This window comes from Paenibacillus tengchongensis, assembly GCF_008973665.1.
Taxonomy (GTDB): domain Bacteria; phylum Bacillota; class Bacilli; order Paenibacillales; family Paenibacillaceae; genus Paenibacillus_AQ; species Paenibacillus_AQ tengchongensis.
In genome coordinates this window covers 229,232-245,386 of sequence record NZ_WACP01000004.1, presented here as the reverse complement: position 1 = coordinate 245,386, position 16,155 = coordinate 229,232, and the positions used below count along the sequence as shown (strand labels likewise).

17 protein-coding genes and 1 other annotated feature are annotated in these 16,155 nt (G+C 53.1%); of the genes, 6 read left to right on the top strand and 11 right to left on the bottom strand.

What is annotated here, in order from left to right; all coding sequences use genetic code 11:
• Positions 1–2: 2 nt before the first annotated feature.
• From F1381_RS08835 to F1381_RS08805, 7 genes are all read right to left on the bottom strand, one after another.
• Entirely contained in the window at positions 3–590 is a 588-nt protein-coding gene (locus tag F1381_RS08835; RefSeq protein ID WP_151734460.1) for a lysophospholipid acyltransferase family protein, read from the bottom strand.
• Positions 587–1,297, bottom strand: coding sequence for a (d)CMP kinase (cmk, locus tag F1381_RS08830; RefSeq protein WP_151734459.1), 711 nt, complete (start codon positions 1,295–1,297; stop codon positions 587–589). The genes F1381_RS08835 and cmk overlap by 4 nt, the downstream gene beginning before the upstream one ends.
• 145 nt (positions 1,298–1,442) lie before the next feature.
• Positions 1,443–2,096, bottom strand: a complete 654-nt coding sequence (locus tag F1381_RS08825; RefSeq protein ID WP_187355259.1) for a flagellar brake protein — start codon at positions 2,094–2,096, stop codon at positions 1,443–1,445.
• Positions 2,097–2,268: 172 nt separating this feature from the next.
• A complete protein-coding gene (ypeB, locus tag F1381_RS08820; RefSeq protein ID WP_151734458.1) occupies positions 2,269–3,627 on the bottom strand; it encodes a germination protein YpeB in 1,359 nt (452 codons plus the stop codon).
• Positions 3,628–3,962: 335 nt separating this feature from the next.
• The gene (gene prsW, locus F1381_RS08815; protein ID WP_151734457.1) at positions 3,963–4,658 is read right to left on the bottom strand and encodes a glutamic-type intramembrane protease PrsW; all 696 of its coding nucleotides are present in this window, start codon (positions 4,656–4,658) and stop codon (positions 3,963–3,965) included.
• Positions 4,659–4,836: 178 nt separating this feature from the next.
• Positions 4,837–5,451, bottom strand: a complete 615-nt coding sequence (locus tag F1381_RS08810) for a genetic competence negative regulator (RefSeq protein ID WP_151734456.1) — start codon at positions 5,449–5,451, stop codon at positions 4,837–4,839.
• A gap of 219 nt (positions 5,452–5,670) precedes the next feature.
• Complete coding sequence (locus F1381_RS08805) at positions 5,671–6,018, bottom strand: hypothetical protein (RefSeq protein WP_151734455.1); 348 nt, start codon at positions 6,016–6,018, stop codon at positions 5,671–5,673.
• A 94-nt stretch (positions 6,019–6,112) separates the two neighbouring features.
• Here F1381_RS08805 and F1381_RS08800 point away from each other — a divergent pair, with 94 nt between their 5' ends.
• Positions 6,113–7,048 carry a polysaccharide deacetylase family protein gene (locus F1381_RS08800; RefSeq protein ID WP_151734454.1) on the top strand — a complete coding sequence of 312 codons (936 nt, stop codon included), beginning with the start codon at positions 6,113–6,115 and terminating at the stop codon, positions 7,046–7,048.
• An 84-nt stretch (positions 7,049–7,132) separates the two neighbouring features.
• Here F1381_RS08800 and F1381_RS08795 read toward each other — a convergent pair whose 3' ends face one another.
• From F1381_RS08795 to F1381_RS08785, 3 genes are read right to left on the bottom strand one after another with little or no spacing between them, the layout of a single operon-like run.
• Positions 7,133–7,966 (bottom strand): metallophosphoesterase, encoded by an 834-nt coding sequence (locus tag F1381_RS08795; RefSeq protein ID WP_187355258.1) that lies wholly within the window; start codon positions 7,964–7,966, stop codon positions 7,133–7,135.
• On the bottom strand, positions 7,960–8,340 hold the full coding sequence (locus F1381_RS08790) for a hypothetical protein (protein WP_151734452.1): 381 nt from the start codon (positions 8,338–8,340) through the stop codon (positions 7,960–7,962). Before F1381_RS08790 ends, F1381_RS08795 begins: the two co-directional genes overlap by 7 nt.
• On the bottom strand, positions 8,337–8,930 hold the full coding sequence (locus tag F1381_RS08785; RefSeq protein WP_151734451.1) for a CPBP family glutamic-type intramembrane protease: 594 nt from the start codon (positions 8,928–8,930) through the stop codon (positions 8,337–8,339). The genes F1381_RS08790 and F1381_RS08785 overlap by 4 nt, the downstream gene beginning before the upstream one ends.
• Before the next feature lie 75 nt (positions 8,931–9,005).
• Between F1381_RS08785 and F1381_RS08780 the strand changes: the two genes are divergently transcribed.
• Together F1381_RS08780 and serA are read left to right on the top strand one after the other, a co-directional pair.
• Entirely contained in the window at positions 9,006–9,911 is a 906-nt protein-coding gene (locus F1381_RS08780; protein ID WP_187355257.1) for a hypothetical protein, read from the top strand.
• A gap of 111 nt (positions 9,912–10,022) precedes the next feature.
• Positions 10,023–10,252 (top strand) — a binding site (T-box leader).
• A 241-nt stretch (positions 10,253–10,493) separates the two neighbouring features.
• Positions 10,494–12,083 carry a phosphoglycerate dehydrogenase gene (gene serA, locus F1381_RS08775; protein WP_151734449.1) on the top strand — a complete coding sequence of 530 codons (1,590 nt, stop codon included), beginning with the start codon at positions 10,494–10,496 and terminating at the stop codon, positions 12,081–12,083.
• A gap of 124 nt (positions 12,084–12,207) precedes the next feature.
• On the opposite strand, the gene F1381_RS08770 is transcribed toward serA, so the two are convergent.
• The gene (locus F1381_RS08770; protein WP_151734448.1) at positions 12,208–13,050 is read right to left on the bottom strand and encodes an SDR family NAD(P)-dependent oxidoreductase; all 843 of its coding nucleotides are present in this window, start codon (positions 13,048–13,050) and stop codon (positions 12,208–12,210) included.
• Between the two features lie 142 nt (positions 13,051–13,192).
• On the opposite strand from F1381_RS08770, the gene F1381_RS08765 reads away from it, so the two are divergent.
• From F1381_RS08765 to F1381_RS08755, 3 genes are all read left to right on the top strand, one after another.
• Entirely contained in the window at positions 13,193–14,149 is a 957-nt protein-coding gene (locus tag F1381_RS08765) for a helix-turn-helix transcriptional regulator (protein ID WP_151734447.1), read from the top strand.
• A gap of 123 nt (positions 14,150–14,272) precedes the next feature.
• On the top strand, positions 14,273–15,523 hold the full coding sequence (locus F1381_RS08760) for a methyl-accepting chemotaxis protein (protein WP_151734446.1): 1,251 nt from the start codon (positions 14,273–14,275) through the stop codon (positions 15,521–15,523).
• 248 nt (positions 15,524–15,771) lie between these two features.
• Complete coding sequence (locus F1381_RS08755) at positions 15,772–16,122, top strand: hypothetical protein (RefSeq protein ID WP_151734445.1); 351 nt, start codon at positions 15,772–15,774, stop codon at positions 16,120–16,122.
• Positions 16,123–16,155: the final 33 nt, after the last annotated feature.

The following is a 16,155-nucleotide window of genomic DNA, read 5'->3' as shown; positions in this document are numbered from 1 at the left end:
ACTTAGTTCGCAGTCGGCTTCCCGGTGCGGGCCATCTCGTAAATGCGGCTCATAATGAGATCGGTTACCGCTTCAAAAGATTCGCTTCCCGCCCCTTCAAAAGCGCTGAGATCAACCGGCGCCCCGTAAATCACCGTAATCCGGCGAAAGGGCTTATAGCTTCCGACAATGGCTGCAGGAATGACCGCAGCGCCGCTGCGGAGAGCAAAACTCGCCGCCCCTTTCTTGGCAATACCGGTATCCGAATTGCGTGTACCTTCCGGAAAAATCCCCATAACATGTCCGCCGCGCAGCGTGTTGAGCGCCGTCTTGATCGAATCTTTGCTGACGCCCCCCCGTTTCACCGGGAATGCGCCCAGCTGTCTAACAAGCCAGCCAAGCACGGGCACTTCAAAGAGTTCTGCCTTGGCCATATACTTGACCTGGCGATCCAGCTTGATCCCGACCGTCATCGGGTCGAGATTGCTGATATGGTTGGCGCACAGCAATACCCCGCCTTCTTTGGGCACGTTGTCTTTGCCGATAATCTTTAGCGGAAAGACGACGGCATAAATCATGCGGAGTAATCCGCGGCAAATAACATAAATCATGAATGATTTCTCTCCCCGTTCACGAAAGTTCTGCAGTGGGATACAATGGCTTCTACAACTTGAGGAATATCCATAGCGGTCGTGTCCAGAAGAACGGCGTCTTCGGCACGGCGCAGCGGCGAAATCTCCCTTCCTTCATCCAGGCGATCGCGCGCAGCGATATCATGTTCAAGCTGCTCGAGAGTCACTGTTTCCGTGTCCTTCAGTTCCTTGTAACGGCGGAGAGCCCGTTCTTCCACGCTGGCCGTCATGAAAATCTTCACTTCGGCATCCGGCAGTACGGTTGTCCCGATATCGCGGCCGTCCATGACTACGCCTTTACGCAGAGCCATCTGGCGTTGCAATTGGCTGAGCCTGGTTCTGACGCCTTCGATCTTCGAATACTGCGACACCTGGCCACTGACCTGGAGACTGCGAATATGCGGAGTAGCGTCTTCCCCGTTAATCAGCACCCTCTGCAAATCTTCGCCGGGGATAAGCTCAATCTGCATCTCGCGGACCATCCGATCCGCCGATGCCTGCTCCTCCGCCGGGATGCCTTCACGCAGCAGGTACCAGGTAATTGCCCGGTACATCGCTCCCGTATCGACATAAATGTAAGACAGCTTGCGGGCTACCAATCGGGCTACAGTGCTCTTGCCTGCCCCGGCAGGTCCGTCGATGGCGACGTTAATTCTGTCGTAAGTATGTGTATCCTGCCTATCCAACGGGGCATTCCTCCTCAAACACTAGGACTTGCTGATATTTATCAAGAAAAAAGCAGGCATTGCCTGCGACTTATAAAATTATAGCACAGTTTGAAACGTTGTGCAAAATCAGAAGCGGCGGATCCCGCAAAAAATTGGCATTATTCTACCGGTTACGGAAATCAAATTGCCGTTCAAAGCAGTAACGGATGACCTTTTGCCGTTCGGAGTCCGGTATGGCCGTAAACTTCAGCATCACCAGCTGGCGGCCGTTCTCCAGATCCTTCAGCCGTACGACCTCCCCTTCAAACGGGACGTGCTCCGTGCTGCCGTTGCGGAATGGCAGCAGCAGCCAGCAGTTCAGCTTATCGCCGACCGACTGCTTGAACTTGGAGTCGCTAAGGAACGACACTCCGCCGCCGCCAAGGTCGTCGGTCCGCACCAGATAGCGCCCCCCCAGCGCATCCTTGACGGCCAGCTCCAGCTCGGCGTTGACGCGGAAGAAGCTGCGGCGCTGCACCTTGAAGATCGATTCCACAGCCGGCTTGCGCACCCGGACCATCTTGATCACATCGTCCTTAAATCCGAGAACATGGGTGGTAAAGTAATTCTTGATTCCGCCTTCGCTCATGAAATAGACGGACAATTCGTCGCCGATGAACAGCTTCTTGAGCCTGCCGTTGGATTCCTGCATGGGGATGTCAATCAAGAAGCTCTCCTCTTCCATTTCGGCAATTCTTGATCTATATTCCGCATCCGCCTCAGCCGTATCGCTTGAAGCGACATGTATGTATAGATACTCGTTGATTTTTGGATACAAGCATGTCACCGCCACAGTGTTATTCACAATCATTCAACATTATAGCACGGCCGTTTACACCCTGGTGAGAAAAAAATATCCACACGAAAAAGGGTCCTCTCCCGTTCTCTTTCTAAGGAAAGGACCCTTTCTGCCTGCCTTTTAGGCACAGGCTTAAGGCACAGATGCAGCTTTATTTATCCTGGGCGCCCGAGGAAGTCCGGATTTCTTCGACCGCTTCTTCGATTCCGTCGGCCGCATTTAAGTAAATGCGGTACTGCGCTCCGTTGATTTTTCCGCCGAATTCGTAGGTCAGTACCTCCGTGGCATCTTCATTCTTAATCCAGGCGAGCCGGTGATACTGCTCCTTGAATTCCGGATTAAGCAGCTTTCTCGCCTGGGCCAAGGACAGCTGCGGCTTCGGAATCTGCCGTTTCTCCTGGTGCTCGCGGGCATAGTCGCTGGCCTGAAAGCCGGTGGCCTCACCGTTATCCAGTCCGACCCGCACTGTCAGCTTCTCGGGATAGATGAGTACACCATCCCGGCTCGTGACGAATGTGAAATTGCCCATATTGTCATAACGGTCCGCACTGACCGCCGTCATATCCGGGAAGCCTTTTTGCTCCAGGAATTGCTTCGCCTGCGCAGCCGCTTGCTGCATGGACACTTTGGCCGGACCGACTTCACGGTTGTCATTGTAGGAAATCAGCAATCCGCCTTCTACCGTAAAATCCATGCTGACCGCCGGCTTGTCTCCGGCAGGATTGATCACCGCCGTATAGGAGGCCCATTCGGTGCCTTTCCCGTTCTCAATAATATCGACACTGGCATCTCCGCCGGCTTCCGCCAGCTTCAGCGCCTTGGCTCGGATTTCTTCCGCCGTCACCGGCTTGCCGCCAAGCTTCTTGACCGAACGCTTGTCATAGATGCTGGCGACGGAAGGGCCGAAGTCAAGCTCCGGGTAAGCTGCGACCCGTTTATCCACCGTTTTGAAGCCGTCGATGATCGTATTGTCTTCGGCCTTATTCTCGGTTGCGAGCGCCGTCTCCACATCCATCCAGCGCAGCTTGTTGCTGATGACCTTGTTCTGCACTTCCTGAAGGTCTTTTGAAATCTCTCCCGATTCCTTATACAGCACTTTCAGATTGTTCAGCTCGCCATCCGTGAGCGGCTTCTTGGTGAAATCGCGCACCCCGGCTTTATAAGAAAAGTTGGAGATCTTCGAAAGGAATTCCTCCGTATCGCTGAAAGGCAGCAGCGTCAGCGGCAGCTGGTTGATTTCATTCTGGGCTTCGCTGGTCAGCCGCCAGACATTGACAAGCCCTTTACGGTGTACACCGGTAGAGGCGGAATTCACCGCCAGTGTATTGCCAAGCTCTCCGTGAAGCCTTTCCACATGGTAGGACAAATCATGAAAAGCGCGCTGGTACTGGTTCTCCGCCTTAAGCAGAATCGAATTTTTTTCCTGGTTCTCCTGATAACCCCATACCAGCGCTCCGATCAACAGCAGCGCGGTCAGCGGGAACATTACGGCGCTTAATCTTTTATACATAGGGCTGCAAGACTCCTTCCATAGCTTATTGCCGTTAGTTTGACAATAAACGGGATGTCTTATGCACCGGCAAGGCAATTCTTCTCGCTTACAAAAAGAGTACACAGCCCGGTTTACATCCGTTCCTCTATCAGGAATCCTCTGCTGCTGTTGCACAGACACTGCTTGAAGCCCGTCTGAATAACCCCCTGCTCCTTACTGCCCCGCAATATGTAGGTTTCTCCGCAATCTTTACAGACTATGCGAACTTTCACACGCAAAAAAAGACACCTCGCTCCTGTCTGGAATATCCGCCTCTGCGGAACTGCCTTCAGGTTCAAGTGTGTCCATTTACGTTACAGGTTAACCTCTTCCTCCCGCTGGAGCAGCCGGAACGGAGAGCGGCTGTTGGCCTGCGCCACCTTGCCCATCCCGCCGTACCACAGAAGTGCCATGAGCGGTACAATGTACCAGATCCAGTAATTCGGAGAGGTACTGAGGATAAAGTCATAGATTCCGTGCCACAGCCACGGGAGCAGCAGCGAAATGGCGAGGCTCCATCGTTTCCTGCCGGACAGGGAGAACTTCGCCCGCCCCATATGGTAGCCCATAATAACGCCAAACATGGCATGCCCCGAGACCGGAAGCAGGGCCCGCATAATCATCGAGCCGATGGAAGCGTGGCTGTACCAGGCGTACATGACATTCTCCAGTGTTGCAAAGCCGAGCGAAATCGCTACGGCGTATAGTATTCCATCATATGGCTCGTCAAATTCGGTATGATTGTAGATCATATGGTACAGCACAAACCACTTCAACGTTTCTTCCACGCCGGCAGAAATCAGGAAGGAATCGGTAAATACGCCACCGCCCACCCCCAGTGTCAAGCCTCTCTGGATGATCACAACCGGAAACACGATCAGCAGGCCGAGCAGAAACACCTTGACCACCATGTGCAGCGGTTCCTGATCGTACTTGTCTTTCAAGTAGAAAAAAATCAGCAGAGCAAGCCCCGGTGCCACTGCCGATGTAATAACCGATAACAAAAGCACCGAATAACCTCCCTGACTGATTGTGGGGCCTCAACTATCCCCACTGAGTGAAGCCATGACCATAGATGCTGAAGCAGGTGCTTCGGGGTAAACCCGGGCGGCCTTCTGTACCAGGATGACCGGCCGGCAACATCGCCTTACGGTGAACCCCGCATTCTGCCGCCCCTGCTCCCATGCATTATTGCTGGCGTTTAAAATGAGTGCACAACGTCCCTACAGCATCCGATGCCATAACCGTCTTGCCGTATTCGTCCAGCACGGCTTCGGTAACCGGCGAGGATTCCGCAAATTCGGCCAGGACAGCGACCAGACCGGCCAGTGCCGCGTCGTCAAATTCCTTGGGATCGAAGTAGAGATACCATTTATTATTATAAGAATACAGCTTCCCTTGGGAAGTGATGTTGCCGTTTAGAACATGGGCTGCTTCAACCAGAACCTCGAAATCGTGAAAAGCATACACGACAGAATCGCTTTGTTCCAGAGTAACTTCCATTTCATAAATTTCTTCCGGCAACTCTTCTTCCCCGGATGCACCGTACTGTTGGTGATCATATTTCCCCCGGGTCACTATAACGACCATGCCTTGCGCGGGCAATGCGAACACTTCTACGGCAAGCGGACCAGTGGCGTCGAAGCCGAGTTCACTATATGCCTGGTCCATCATTTCCGTGAAGAGGTCATGCACCTTGGGAACTTCCTGCCACATGTCTTCCTTCTGGATGCCCCGCTCGCTCAGGTCGTCAAAAGTGAGGAAAATCCGTATCTTATCTTGACTTAATCGCTCTATTCTCATGACAGGATCCTCCTTTTGCAAGCTCATTTAATATTAATGTATGATGAGTCCCGAGTAATGAGCCAAAAATGGTTACTATGTATGTATGTTATCATTTTGGCGATGCAATTGCACGTAAATAAATATATTTCTCAACCCATTTATTGCTGCGGCCGGATAAAAAAGAATCATTTTGCGGACAGAGCATCCACAAAATGATTCTGCGGCGGCATTTTGCGGTTACAAACCCGGTATCGTGGTATGGGTTTCTTTGAGAATTTTCTCCACCTCATGCTTTACATCGGGGTTGCTGCGGATGAAATCCTTCAGCAGACGGAGATTGGATTCTTTGGTAATGACCGTGGATTCGGGCTTGTGTTCGTGGACCGCAGCATCGCCGGTCTGCGCCGAACTCCCGAAGCCGGTCCCGGCCATGCCGAGAATCTTGTCCTTAGCCTTCTCGCCGGCTCCCTGGCCTGCGCCGCCCGGCGTCAGCAGTGCGGACATCATCGAGCCGCGTTTTTTGGAGATGATCATGCTTGCGGCTGCGCCCATCACAACTCCGCACAGAAATGACGAAGTGTTCATAACTCTAACCTCCTTGTATGGTAAAATCATGCTTAGTGTTGGCGGAAAGATTCCGGCTCATACCAAAAGACAATAAGAAAGCGGGATGAAAAAAGTGGGTAAAGTTGCAACATTGCTGCTCCTGTCAGCCGTCATGCTGACAGCCTGCAGCGGGAACAATAATGATACAGCTGCACAAGAGGAAGCTCCGCCGGCTTCCGCAGTGGTGCAATCGGCAACGCCGGCTCCATCACCTGACTCCTCAGATACGGCTTCGCCGTCAGCCAGCCCGGCCGGCAGCGAAGCCCCTGCCGCAGAGGTAACTCCTGCTGCTGAGGACGGCACTGCAGCAGGAACGCCAAGCGCCGGGGCCTCTGCCGTGCCTGCCCCGGACACCGCCGCAATCCCGGTGCTCTATCAGATGAACAAGAACTATGATATTGTACCGATTGAGGATGGCACGGAGAAGAAAGTGGTGCTTCTGACCTTCGACGACGGTCCCAAGGATGCCGCGATGATCAATTCGCTGTTCGATACGCTGGACAAACATCAGGCCAAGGCGATCTTCTTCGTCAACGGGTACCGCGTGAAGGAGAACCCCGATCTGCTGAAGCTGATTCAGAGCCGCGGCGGCATTATCGGTAACCACAGTTGGGATCATATCATCCTTAAGAACGAGCCTTATGAGAAAGTGAAGCAGCAGATTGAAGACGTTCAGGCGATTGTAAAAGAAGTGACCGGCGAGACCCCCGCCTTCTTCCGCCCGCCGCACGGCGCAGGCGGGGATGTCGGCAAGAAAGTGGCGGCAGAGAACCAACTGCTCTATATGAATTGGTCTGTTGGCTCGCTGGACTATGAAATGAAGGAGTCCGAGAGCGGGAAGACCGAGAAGCTGATTTCCAATGTGACAAGCCAGTTACATTCGGGCAGCAACATTCTGATGCATGAGCTTCCGTGGACGGTGGAAGCGCTGGATCAAATGCTTACCACTCTGGAGGGCAAGGGATACTCCTTTGTTGATCCGCGCAGCATCCAGGTGCCGGCACCCTGATACAATCTCCGGTTAAGCCAAAAAGCAGCGTTTCTCCGTTAGCGGAGGAATCGCTGCTTTTGTTATGCCGGCCAGGCTTTCACTTTAGCGCGTCGACTCAGCGGACCTGCGAAGCGTCAGCACATGCAGCTCCGCGGGGCTGCCCCAGCGCAGCGGCAGATGCGAGGTTCCGTAGCCGCGGCTGATCAGCAGCGGAACTGACGGTTCCGCCCCTTCTGTGCGGGGAATGAAATAGGTCCCGGCGCTGTACTCACGGTAGAAGGGTTCCACATGCCGGCGGCCGAGCAGCGGCAGAACCACCTGGCCGCCGTGCGTATGACCGGCCAGAATCAGATCGGCAGGTACGGTGTCCTGCGTCGACAGCCAGAGCGGATCATGTACCAGGATGATCCGGAATAAATCCGCCGGCAGCCCGGGCAACGGCGCATAGGCCTTGGTCCCGCCGGTGCGCGGGAAATCAACTCCGGTCAGCGCCAATTGATCGCTGCCGCGGCGCAGGACCCGGTTCTCGTCCTGCAGCAGGTCGATGCCGTAGCCGCGCAGCACATTATCCACCAGCGTGATGCCTGCCTTGTAGTCATGGTTGCCGTGAACGGCATAGACCGGGGCAAGCGAAGCTGCAAAAGCCATGTTGGCTATCAGCCTTGTCAGCGGGTTGCCTTTCTCGGACATATCTCCGCCCAGAAAGACCGCATCGACATTGCCCTTCAGGTGCGAGAGCTTGGCTTGCGGCAGCCGCCGGCGGTGAATATCCGTAATCAGCAGGATGCGAAATCCGTCAAATGCGGGCGGCAAGCCGGACAGCGTTATTTCCTCGGCAATAATGTCCGTTGCGAATGCTTTAACAACCATTAGCGCGAGGAACACAGCCCCCGCCAGCACAATCAGTACAACAATTCCTATAATGGTGCTTACCATAGCGTATCCAGCGCCGGTGCTCCTTTCCATCCCCACCAGAACAGTGAAGCGAGCAGCGCCACGAACATAAATATCAGTGAATTGACGAACAGCTTGCTGAGGCGGACCCGCTCCATGCGGCGCTGCTTCGTGCGCGAGGTGGTGTCATCCCCTTGCCCGGCTTCAACCGCAGCGCGTCTGCTGCTTACTATGGTGCGTTTGCCGGCAGCAGCGGAATGCCGGGCCTTTCTGGACAAGGTGTCCGAAGCCCGGAGCGTCTCCCCTGCGGTTTCATCGGAGGCGGACACCTTAACCGCCGGAGCTTCAGCTTCCAGCCGTCCGGCCTTGGTCTTGGTTCTGCGCCGGGATTTCACCCGGCTTAGTTCTTCACTCATGTCTCCCTCCTGTAACGGATCACCAGACCCGAGAACAGGTCGATGAAGAAATGGCATAATATCGGAGCCCAAAGGCTTCCTGAATGAATGTATATATATCCTAACCCATAGCTGCTTAGAAAGACCCAGCCCGTAGGAATCCAGTGCCGCAGATACCTGACATGGATTACCGCGAACAGAATGCTGGTCCAGTACGGACCGAAGGAATGCTGGACCGCACCGCGGAATAAAAGCTCTTCGCAAACCGCAACAATGGCAGCGATAAGCACAATATGCCAAACCGGCCGGCGCCGGAACAGCAGCTCATTGATTCCCCCGTCATCCATGCTCTCCTCGGGAATGATATGAGTCAGCACAAAGTCGACGGCAAGCATTACTGCAGCCAGTCCGAGCCCCCAATACACAAAATTTAGGTTCTGGGGAAATTTTAATACTTCAAAGGGGTTTCTATTCTGAAATAATATCCATATCAAACCGATAAATAAAGTAAGGCCCTGCGTTATATAGAGATTTAGCAGCAGCAGCTTGTCCGTTAATTGCCCAGGGTCAGCTTTTTTCACTTTAATGTTGCCTAATTTGAATTTTTTCATCGCAACCTGCCTGTTCTATAATGTATTTACAACATCAATACATAGATGATTTCACTTGAAGAAGGAGCACGAATGATGAGCAGCCGCAACTCCCGCACACAAATGTTGTACACATTGGGTTTTTTATTCTTCCTGATTTCGGCGTTCGCCGCATTCTTTACAGGCGTAAAGGTGGGAGCGGATAAGACAGAGGCCAAGTATGCTCATCTGACCGCCGAGGAGACGACCGAAGAATTTTCCGGCTCCTACCAGCAGCAGGACCTCGTTACATTCTATCATAACGTATTTTTGCCGTATCGGGAATTCAAGCTGCACTGGAACGAGGAGGTCGACAAGCTCTCCCGCAGCACCGATTCGCGCGAGAATGCGGCTACGCTGAAGAATCTCGGCATTCTGGCCGACAAACAGTATGAGAAGGTTACGCAGGATTCTATCTTCAGCGGTTCGCCGCTGCTGCATGAGGCCCAGCTCAACATTCTCAAGAGTCTGACCCTATTCTCTCAGGCTTCGGGCAAAATTTCGGCAGGGGCATCTGGAACTGAAATCGCCAAGCAGCTGAACAGCGATAAATTTACGGTCAGCGCTGCGAAATTCGGCCTCCTGGCCCAAAAGAACTTCTATGATTCCATGCTAAAGTGGGGCTCTAAGGTCAACACTAAAATTCCGGCACAGCTTGGTGAATTGAAGACGTTAAGCTTTGTGCAATGGAAGAAGATGCCCCTGCTGCAGAAGAACGCAACCATTTCCGATATCATGCTGAACCGCAGCATATTTGCCGGATATGATCCGCAGGATATTACGGCCAAAATCGATGATATGATTTATTCGGGAACCGCCAGCTCGCTTTCGCTGAAGGACATCCAATCCTGCGTAAATCTCCTGACCTCTACCGACGCAGTTCAGGAAGCGGATTATATGAAATGGCGCGAGCAGTATTACGCCAAGGAAACCGTGCCCCAGCTGCCATTTCTTAATGAGTAGAGCCGGCTATTCATCATAACGAATATTGCCGCCGACTTCAAGGCGCTCGGCAGTGAATAATCCTATTGACACATCTGGCACAGCCATGTTACATTATGAAAAATTAATCACGCAAAGCCGATGATGGAACAAAGATACTGGAAGCCTTCAGAGAGCCGGTGGATGGTGCAAACCGGTGGCGGAAAGTTGTCTTTAGCGCTCCTGAGATATTGTATCGAAGTTAAAGTAGATACAATCGGATCACTCCGTTACCAGTGCGGCCTTCTTAACAGGGCCAATGAGGCTGCTTCTTTACAGTTGCAGTGAATTAGGGTGGTACCACGACAACTCTCGTCCCTTACTACGGCAGTAGTATGGGCTCGGGAGTTTTTTTGTTGCCCTCGGCATCTGCCCTGCGGGTATATCCCCGGCATGGCGCATTTTCGTACGCTTTCTCTTTTATGCGACACCGCGTCACAACGTTATTAGAGATGGGCTTTCATTATTCCATTGCATTCTGCCATTTGAACCTGGTACTGCGGACGCCCTATAAGGGCATCCTCATCATAATCTGTTTTCCAATTATAAGGAGGAATTGAAATCATGTTCAAAGTATTAGTATCGGATCCGATCAGCGATATGGGGATCCAGCAGTTGATGGACGCCAGCGACGTTACCGTGGATAAGAAAACCGGACTCAGTGAAGACGAACTGATTGCCATCATCGGAGAATATGACGCCCTGCTCGTCCGCAGCCAGACCACCGTTACGGAGAAAATCATCGCCGCCGGCACCAACCTTAAAGTAATCGGCCGCGCCGGCGTTGGCGTCGACAACATCAAGCTGGAGGCAGCCACACAACGCGGGGTCGTTGTTATCAATGCACCGGACGGCAATACGATCACAACCTGTGAGCACGCATTCGCTATGCTGATGGCGCTGGCCCGCCACATCCCGCAGGCCTATGCTAAGACCATTACAGGCGTATGGGATAAAAAATCCTTCCTCGGCGTCGAACTGCGCGGCAAAACGCTCGGCGTTCTCGGTATGGGCCGGATCGGCAGTGAAGTCGCCAAGCGCGCCAAAGCCTTCGGCATGAGCATCCTGGCGTATGACCCGTTCCTGACCGAAGACCGCGCTGAGAAGCTGGAAGTAAAGCTCGCATCTGTAGACGATATTGTGCGGAACGCCGATTTCATCACCGTGCATACACCGCTGACGCCGGAGACGCGCCATATGATTTCCCGTCCGCAATTTGAAGTGATGAAGAAAGGCATGCGGATCGTCAACTGCGCACGCGGCGGCGTAATTGACGAAATGGCGCTCGTTGAAGCTATTGACAGCGGCATTGTTGCCGGGGCAGCCTTCGACGTGTTCGAGAAGGAGCCGCCGCAGCCGGATCATCCGTTCCTCACCCATCCTAAGATCATCGTCACTCCGCATCTGGGTGCCTCCACTGTGGAAGCACAGGAGAATGTCGCCATCGACGTCTCGGAGCAGGTGTTGCATATCCTGCGTAACGAGCCGTTCATCAATGCCGTTAATATTCCACCGGTAGCGGCAAGTGTCATGAACAAGCTGCAACCGTACTTCACGCTCGGCGAGAAGCTGGGCAGCTTCGCCACGCAGCTTACGCATGGCGCGTTCAATGAGATTCTCGTCGAATATGCCGGCGATCTCTCCGATGTGGATACTCAGCCGCTTACGCGTTACATCGTCAAGGGTGTGCTGTCCCGCCATTTCGGCGGCGATGTGAACATCGTCAATTCCATGCACCTGGCCAAGACGCGCGACATTAATGTCGTTGTAACGAAATCGCCGAAGACCAAAGGCTTCACTAACCTTATTACAGTAACTCTGAAAGCAGGCAACGAAGAATACCTGGTGGCAGGCACCTTGCTGCAGGGATACGGTGAACGGATTGTACAGGTCAACAAATTCCCGGTTGACATTGCTCCGGAAGGCCACCAGATTCTCATCTCGCACAATGACAAGCCAGGGATTATCGGATTCGTCGGCACGCTGTTTGGCGAGAACGGCGTCAACATCGCCTCGATGCAGGTGGGACGCAAGATCGTCGGCGGGGCAGCCATTATGCTGCTGACTGTAGACAAGGAAGTGCCGCAGGATGTGCTGGTGAAGCTGGCCGGACTGCCGGAAATCAACTCCGCGGAAGAGATTGTGCTGGTTTAATCCGCCTCAGACAATCTTGGTGATTAGAACAACGCTCATTCGGAAGCCGGCTCCGGCCGGGATTCTCGAATGAGCGTTGTTTTTTGGCTGCAGTGTTTAATTCGCAGTGTTTAATTCGCAGGGTTTAATTCGCAGATACCTCAAAGACCGGCACCCTCCGTCCGTCAATATCGGTGAAGCCGTATTTCTCCGCCAGCCGGCCAACCTGCTGCGGGACGCCTGTCATCTTTATGACCTTCGGATCAGCCGCCAGATGAACGACAGCCCGGCCGATATAAGCAGTCGATTCACTGTTCTTCAGTTCCTCCACCTCCTGCCAATGCTCCTCGTCAGTCTGCAGGCTCTCCAGCACCAGCTCGGTGCGCATCCAGCCGGGCGACAGCGCTATGACGGCAATGCCGTCATCTGCCAGCTCGGCAGCAAGTCCGAAAGCCATCCGCACCAGGGCATTCTTGGACAAATCATAATAGAAGTTGCCGGTGTATTTATAATGATCCCAGAAGGTGGTGTGAATGATTACTCCCCCGGGCCCGCTTGCCCGCAGCAGGGGCACAGCGTAGTAATTGGTCATCAGCTGCGCCCGGACGCCGCCTTGAAACATATTGTCCCAATGCTGCGGCGGCTGCTCCCACATGGGTTTCAGTTCGATGGGCAAAGCATTGCCTCCCCAGACATTGTTCACCAGAATATCCAGCCTGCCATGCGCCGCTGCAATTGTCGCCACGGCGGCTTCTGTCTCGCTATCGAGCGTATGATCACAGCGGATAGCATGGCCCTTTCCTCCGCTCCTTCCGATCTCCTCTACCAGTCGCCCGAGGGTTTCCGGCCGGCCGGTTTCACCTGATTCACCGCTTCTGCCTGTAACATATACAAATGCCCCCGCCTTGGCCAGCTCCAGGGCTATTCCCCGTCCCGCCCCCCGGCTTGCCCCCGTCACCAGCGCCACTTTCCCTTGCAATTTGCTCATTGTACCGCTCCCTTCGTAATAGCTACTCCAACGGGTTATCTCTTCCCCCATTGTATATCTCAAATAAGACATCCATTGACATATATTTAAGGTAAACTAAAAGCAGGGTACATACATGGCTGCCTATGAAGGAGGAAGATGAATGCGTGCCGACCGGCTGATTACCATTATGCTATTGCTGCAAAACCGCGGCAAAATGACTGCGGGAGAACTGGCGGCTACCCTTGAGGTATCCGAAAGAACGGTTGTCCGTGATATGGAGGCGCTTAGCGCTGCCGGCATCCCCATCTTTGCGGAACGGGGCCGTGCCGGCGGTTGGAGCTTGAGCGAAGGGTTCCGGACCTCACTGACCGGAATGAAGCCGCAGGAGCTCGGCTCTTTACTGCTGTCGGCGGATCCGGCTATCTTGAGAGCGCTCGGGTTGGAGGAGGATTTCTCCTCAGCTGTACGCAAACTGGAGGCCGCAGCCGCAAAGACCGCCGGCCGGCCGGTAGATGATTTCAGCCAGCGCATCCATATCGACGGCGAAGGCTGGCGGCCTACGGGAGAAGCTTTTCCGTACCTCTCCTTGCTTCAGCAAGCCGTGCTTGAGAACCGGAAGACCGAAATTACCTATAATAAAGCCGATCCGTCCGAGAGAAGATTAATTTTGCCTCTGGGTCTGATCGCCAAGCGCGGCGTCTGGTATGTAGCCGCCGAGCACGGAGGGACAGTCAAGTCGTTCCGTGTCTCCAGAATTACCGAGGCTCACTTGACCAATGAACATTTCCAGCGGCCCGTGAGTTTCGATCTGGCCGCTTATTGGAAGGAATCCAGTCTGGCTTTCCGGGCCGCACTTCCCCGCTATGAAGCTGAGATTCTCGTAACAGACAGTGCCTGGGAGCTGCTTCAGCAAGAACGCTATGTGACCTTATTGGGACATGCGGCTTCATTGCGTCCAGGCTGGCGGGACGTTAAGGCCCAGTTCAATACTGCGGAATCTGCGCTGCGCATCATTCTTTCATTGGGTCCGGGTGTCCGCGTAACAGCTCCCCGGGAACTAGCGGCGCAGGTCATCTCAGCGGTCAAAGAAATAACGCTATTATATGAAGAAAAATGATACAAAACGTTCACCGTTAACGGGTAAAATCAGAATTATGTCAGTTCTTGCAATAGACCAATTCTCCTATATAACCTATAATGTTAGCATATACAACCACATATTTTTTAGGGGGAAACTGCCATGGGCTGGATGAGTAAACTTCCGTTAAGCCAGAGAATCATTACGGGATGTTACCTGGTCGCCGCTTTATTCTTTGTTCCTGCATTGATTACCTTCATTATTATTGGCAAATTGATTGTAGGAGTTATTCTGATGGTGGTACTGGCGGCGCTGACGTACCCTCTGGCGCGCCTTATCGAGAGAACGCTTACATCTTCATTTGACGACATCTCTAACGTTACCCATACCATCGCCAAAGGTGATTTCACCGCCCGGGCCGATGAGTCCGGCTCCATGGGTGATATCAGCCGTTCATTCAATACGATGATCGACAAACTGAAGAAGATTTTGACTGAAGCTTCGCAGATCACTCGTCAGGTCATGGATGCCAGCCGCGGCATCGAGGACAAGAATCAAAGCCTGAAGATCGTTATGGCCCAGGTCTCCGCCTCCTCCAATGAGCTGGCCTTAGGTGCCAACGAAATATCGGTGGATATCGCCGGGATGACCGATTCCATTAAAGACATTGAAACGAAGGTCAGCAACTATACCAGCTCCACTAAAGAAATGGACAAGCGCTCCAAGCATATGCTGGAACTGGTCGAAAAAGGCCGGCAGTCGGTCGACACTCAGGCGGAAGGCATGCGCAAGAACATTGAAGCGACCCAGAAGGTGGCCGATACGATCGAAGCGCTCTCCCAGAATGCCCGCGGGATTACGATGATCGCTAAATCGATTACGGAAATCGCCGAGCAGACCAACCTGCTCTCGCTGAATGCTTCCATCGAAGCGGCCCGGGCCGGCGAGCATGGACGGGGCTTCGCCGTAGTAGCCCAGGAGGTGCGCAAGCTTGCCGAAGAATCTACCGCCTCGGTCAAAGAGGTCTTTACATTGGTACGCAGCATCGAGACTGACATCAAGCAAGCCATCTTTAATATTTCCATCAATGAAGAAGTTGTTCAGCTGCAGAATCAGATGATCATTGAGAATGCCCATATTTTCTCGCAAATCGTCCAAAGCGTACAATACATAACCGAGCAAATCGCCTCCTTCTCCGCCGAAAGCGATCTGATGCTGGAAAGTGCACTCAAAATCTCCAGCGCCATCGAAAATATCTCGGCAATTACGCAGCAGACTGCGGCCGGTACCGAGGAAGTGTCTGCATCCATGAATGAACAAATCCATGCCCTGCAATCCGTCGCCGAAGAGACCGAGAAAATGACCAATGCCGTGTTCCAGCTGCAAAAAACGATCCACATCTTCAAGTTCTGATCCGTTCTCTCCGCTTTACGGAGCAGCCCCTCCCGGACAAGGCCAATACCTTGCGGTAGGGGCTTATTTGTGACAAGTTCAAACATTTTTCGACTGTCCAATTGCGTAAAAAAGGAAGTGCAGGGTATAATCGATTTGGAATCCAGCACCCTTTTTGTGTAATTTTTTAACGAAAATTAGGTGTGAAGGATAAATATAAGAGGCGGATCCTAATGTCTGCCATTAAGCATGAGGAGTGTGTTTTGGGAGTGGGGAAATTTGTCTTGAACACCGACGAGATACATAAGCAAATTTATATTGAGCTTGAAGGGATTTTTTCGGAAGAGGACGGGCTTCTTTCGATGCAGAGCTATCAGCAGCTCGTTAACCCGCTTGACCCGTCGGAATATGAGCTGCGGATTGACTGCACGAAGCTGAACGTGACTGCACCGGATGTCGTGCCACTGCTGGAAAGCTGCTTCATCATGTTCAAGAATGACGGATTCACCAAGGTTGTTCTGACCCTGGAGTATAATCCGATTCTAAAGATGCAGCTCGCCCGTCTTGGACGAAAGGCTGGACTGGAGAATCTGGTCATTCAATCCGCAGTTGAAGCCTGAGCGGAACCATAGCCATTCAACCTGCATAGCCGT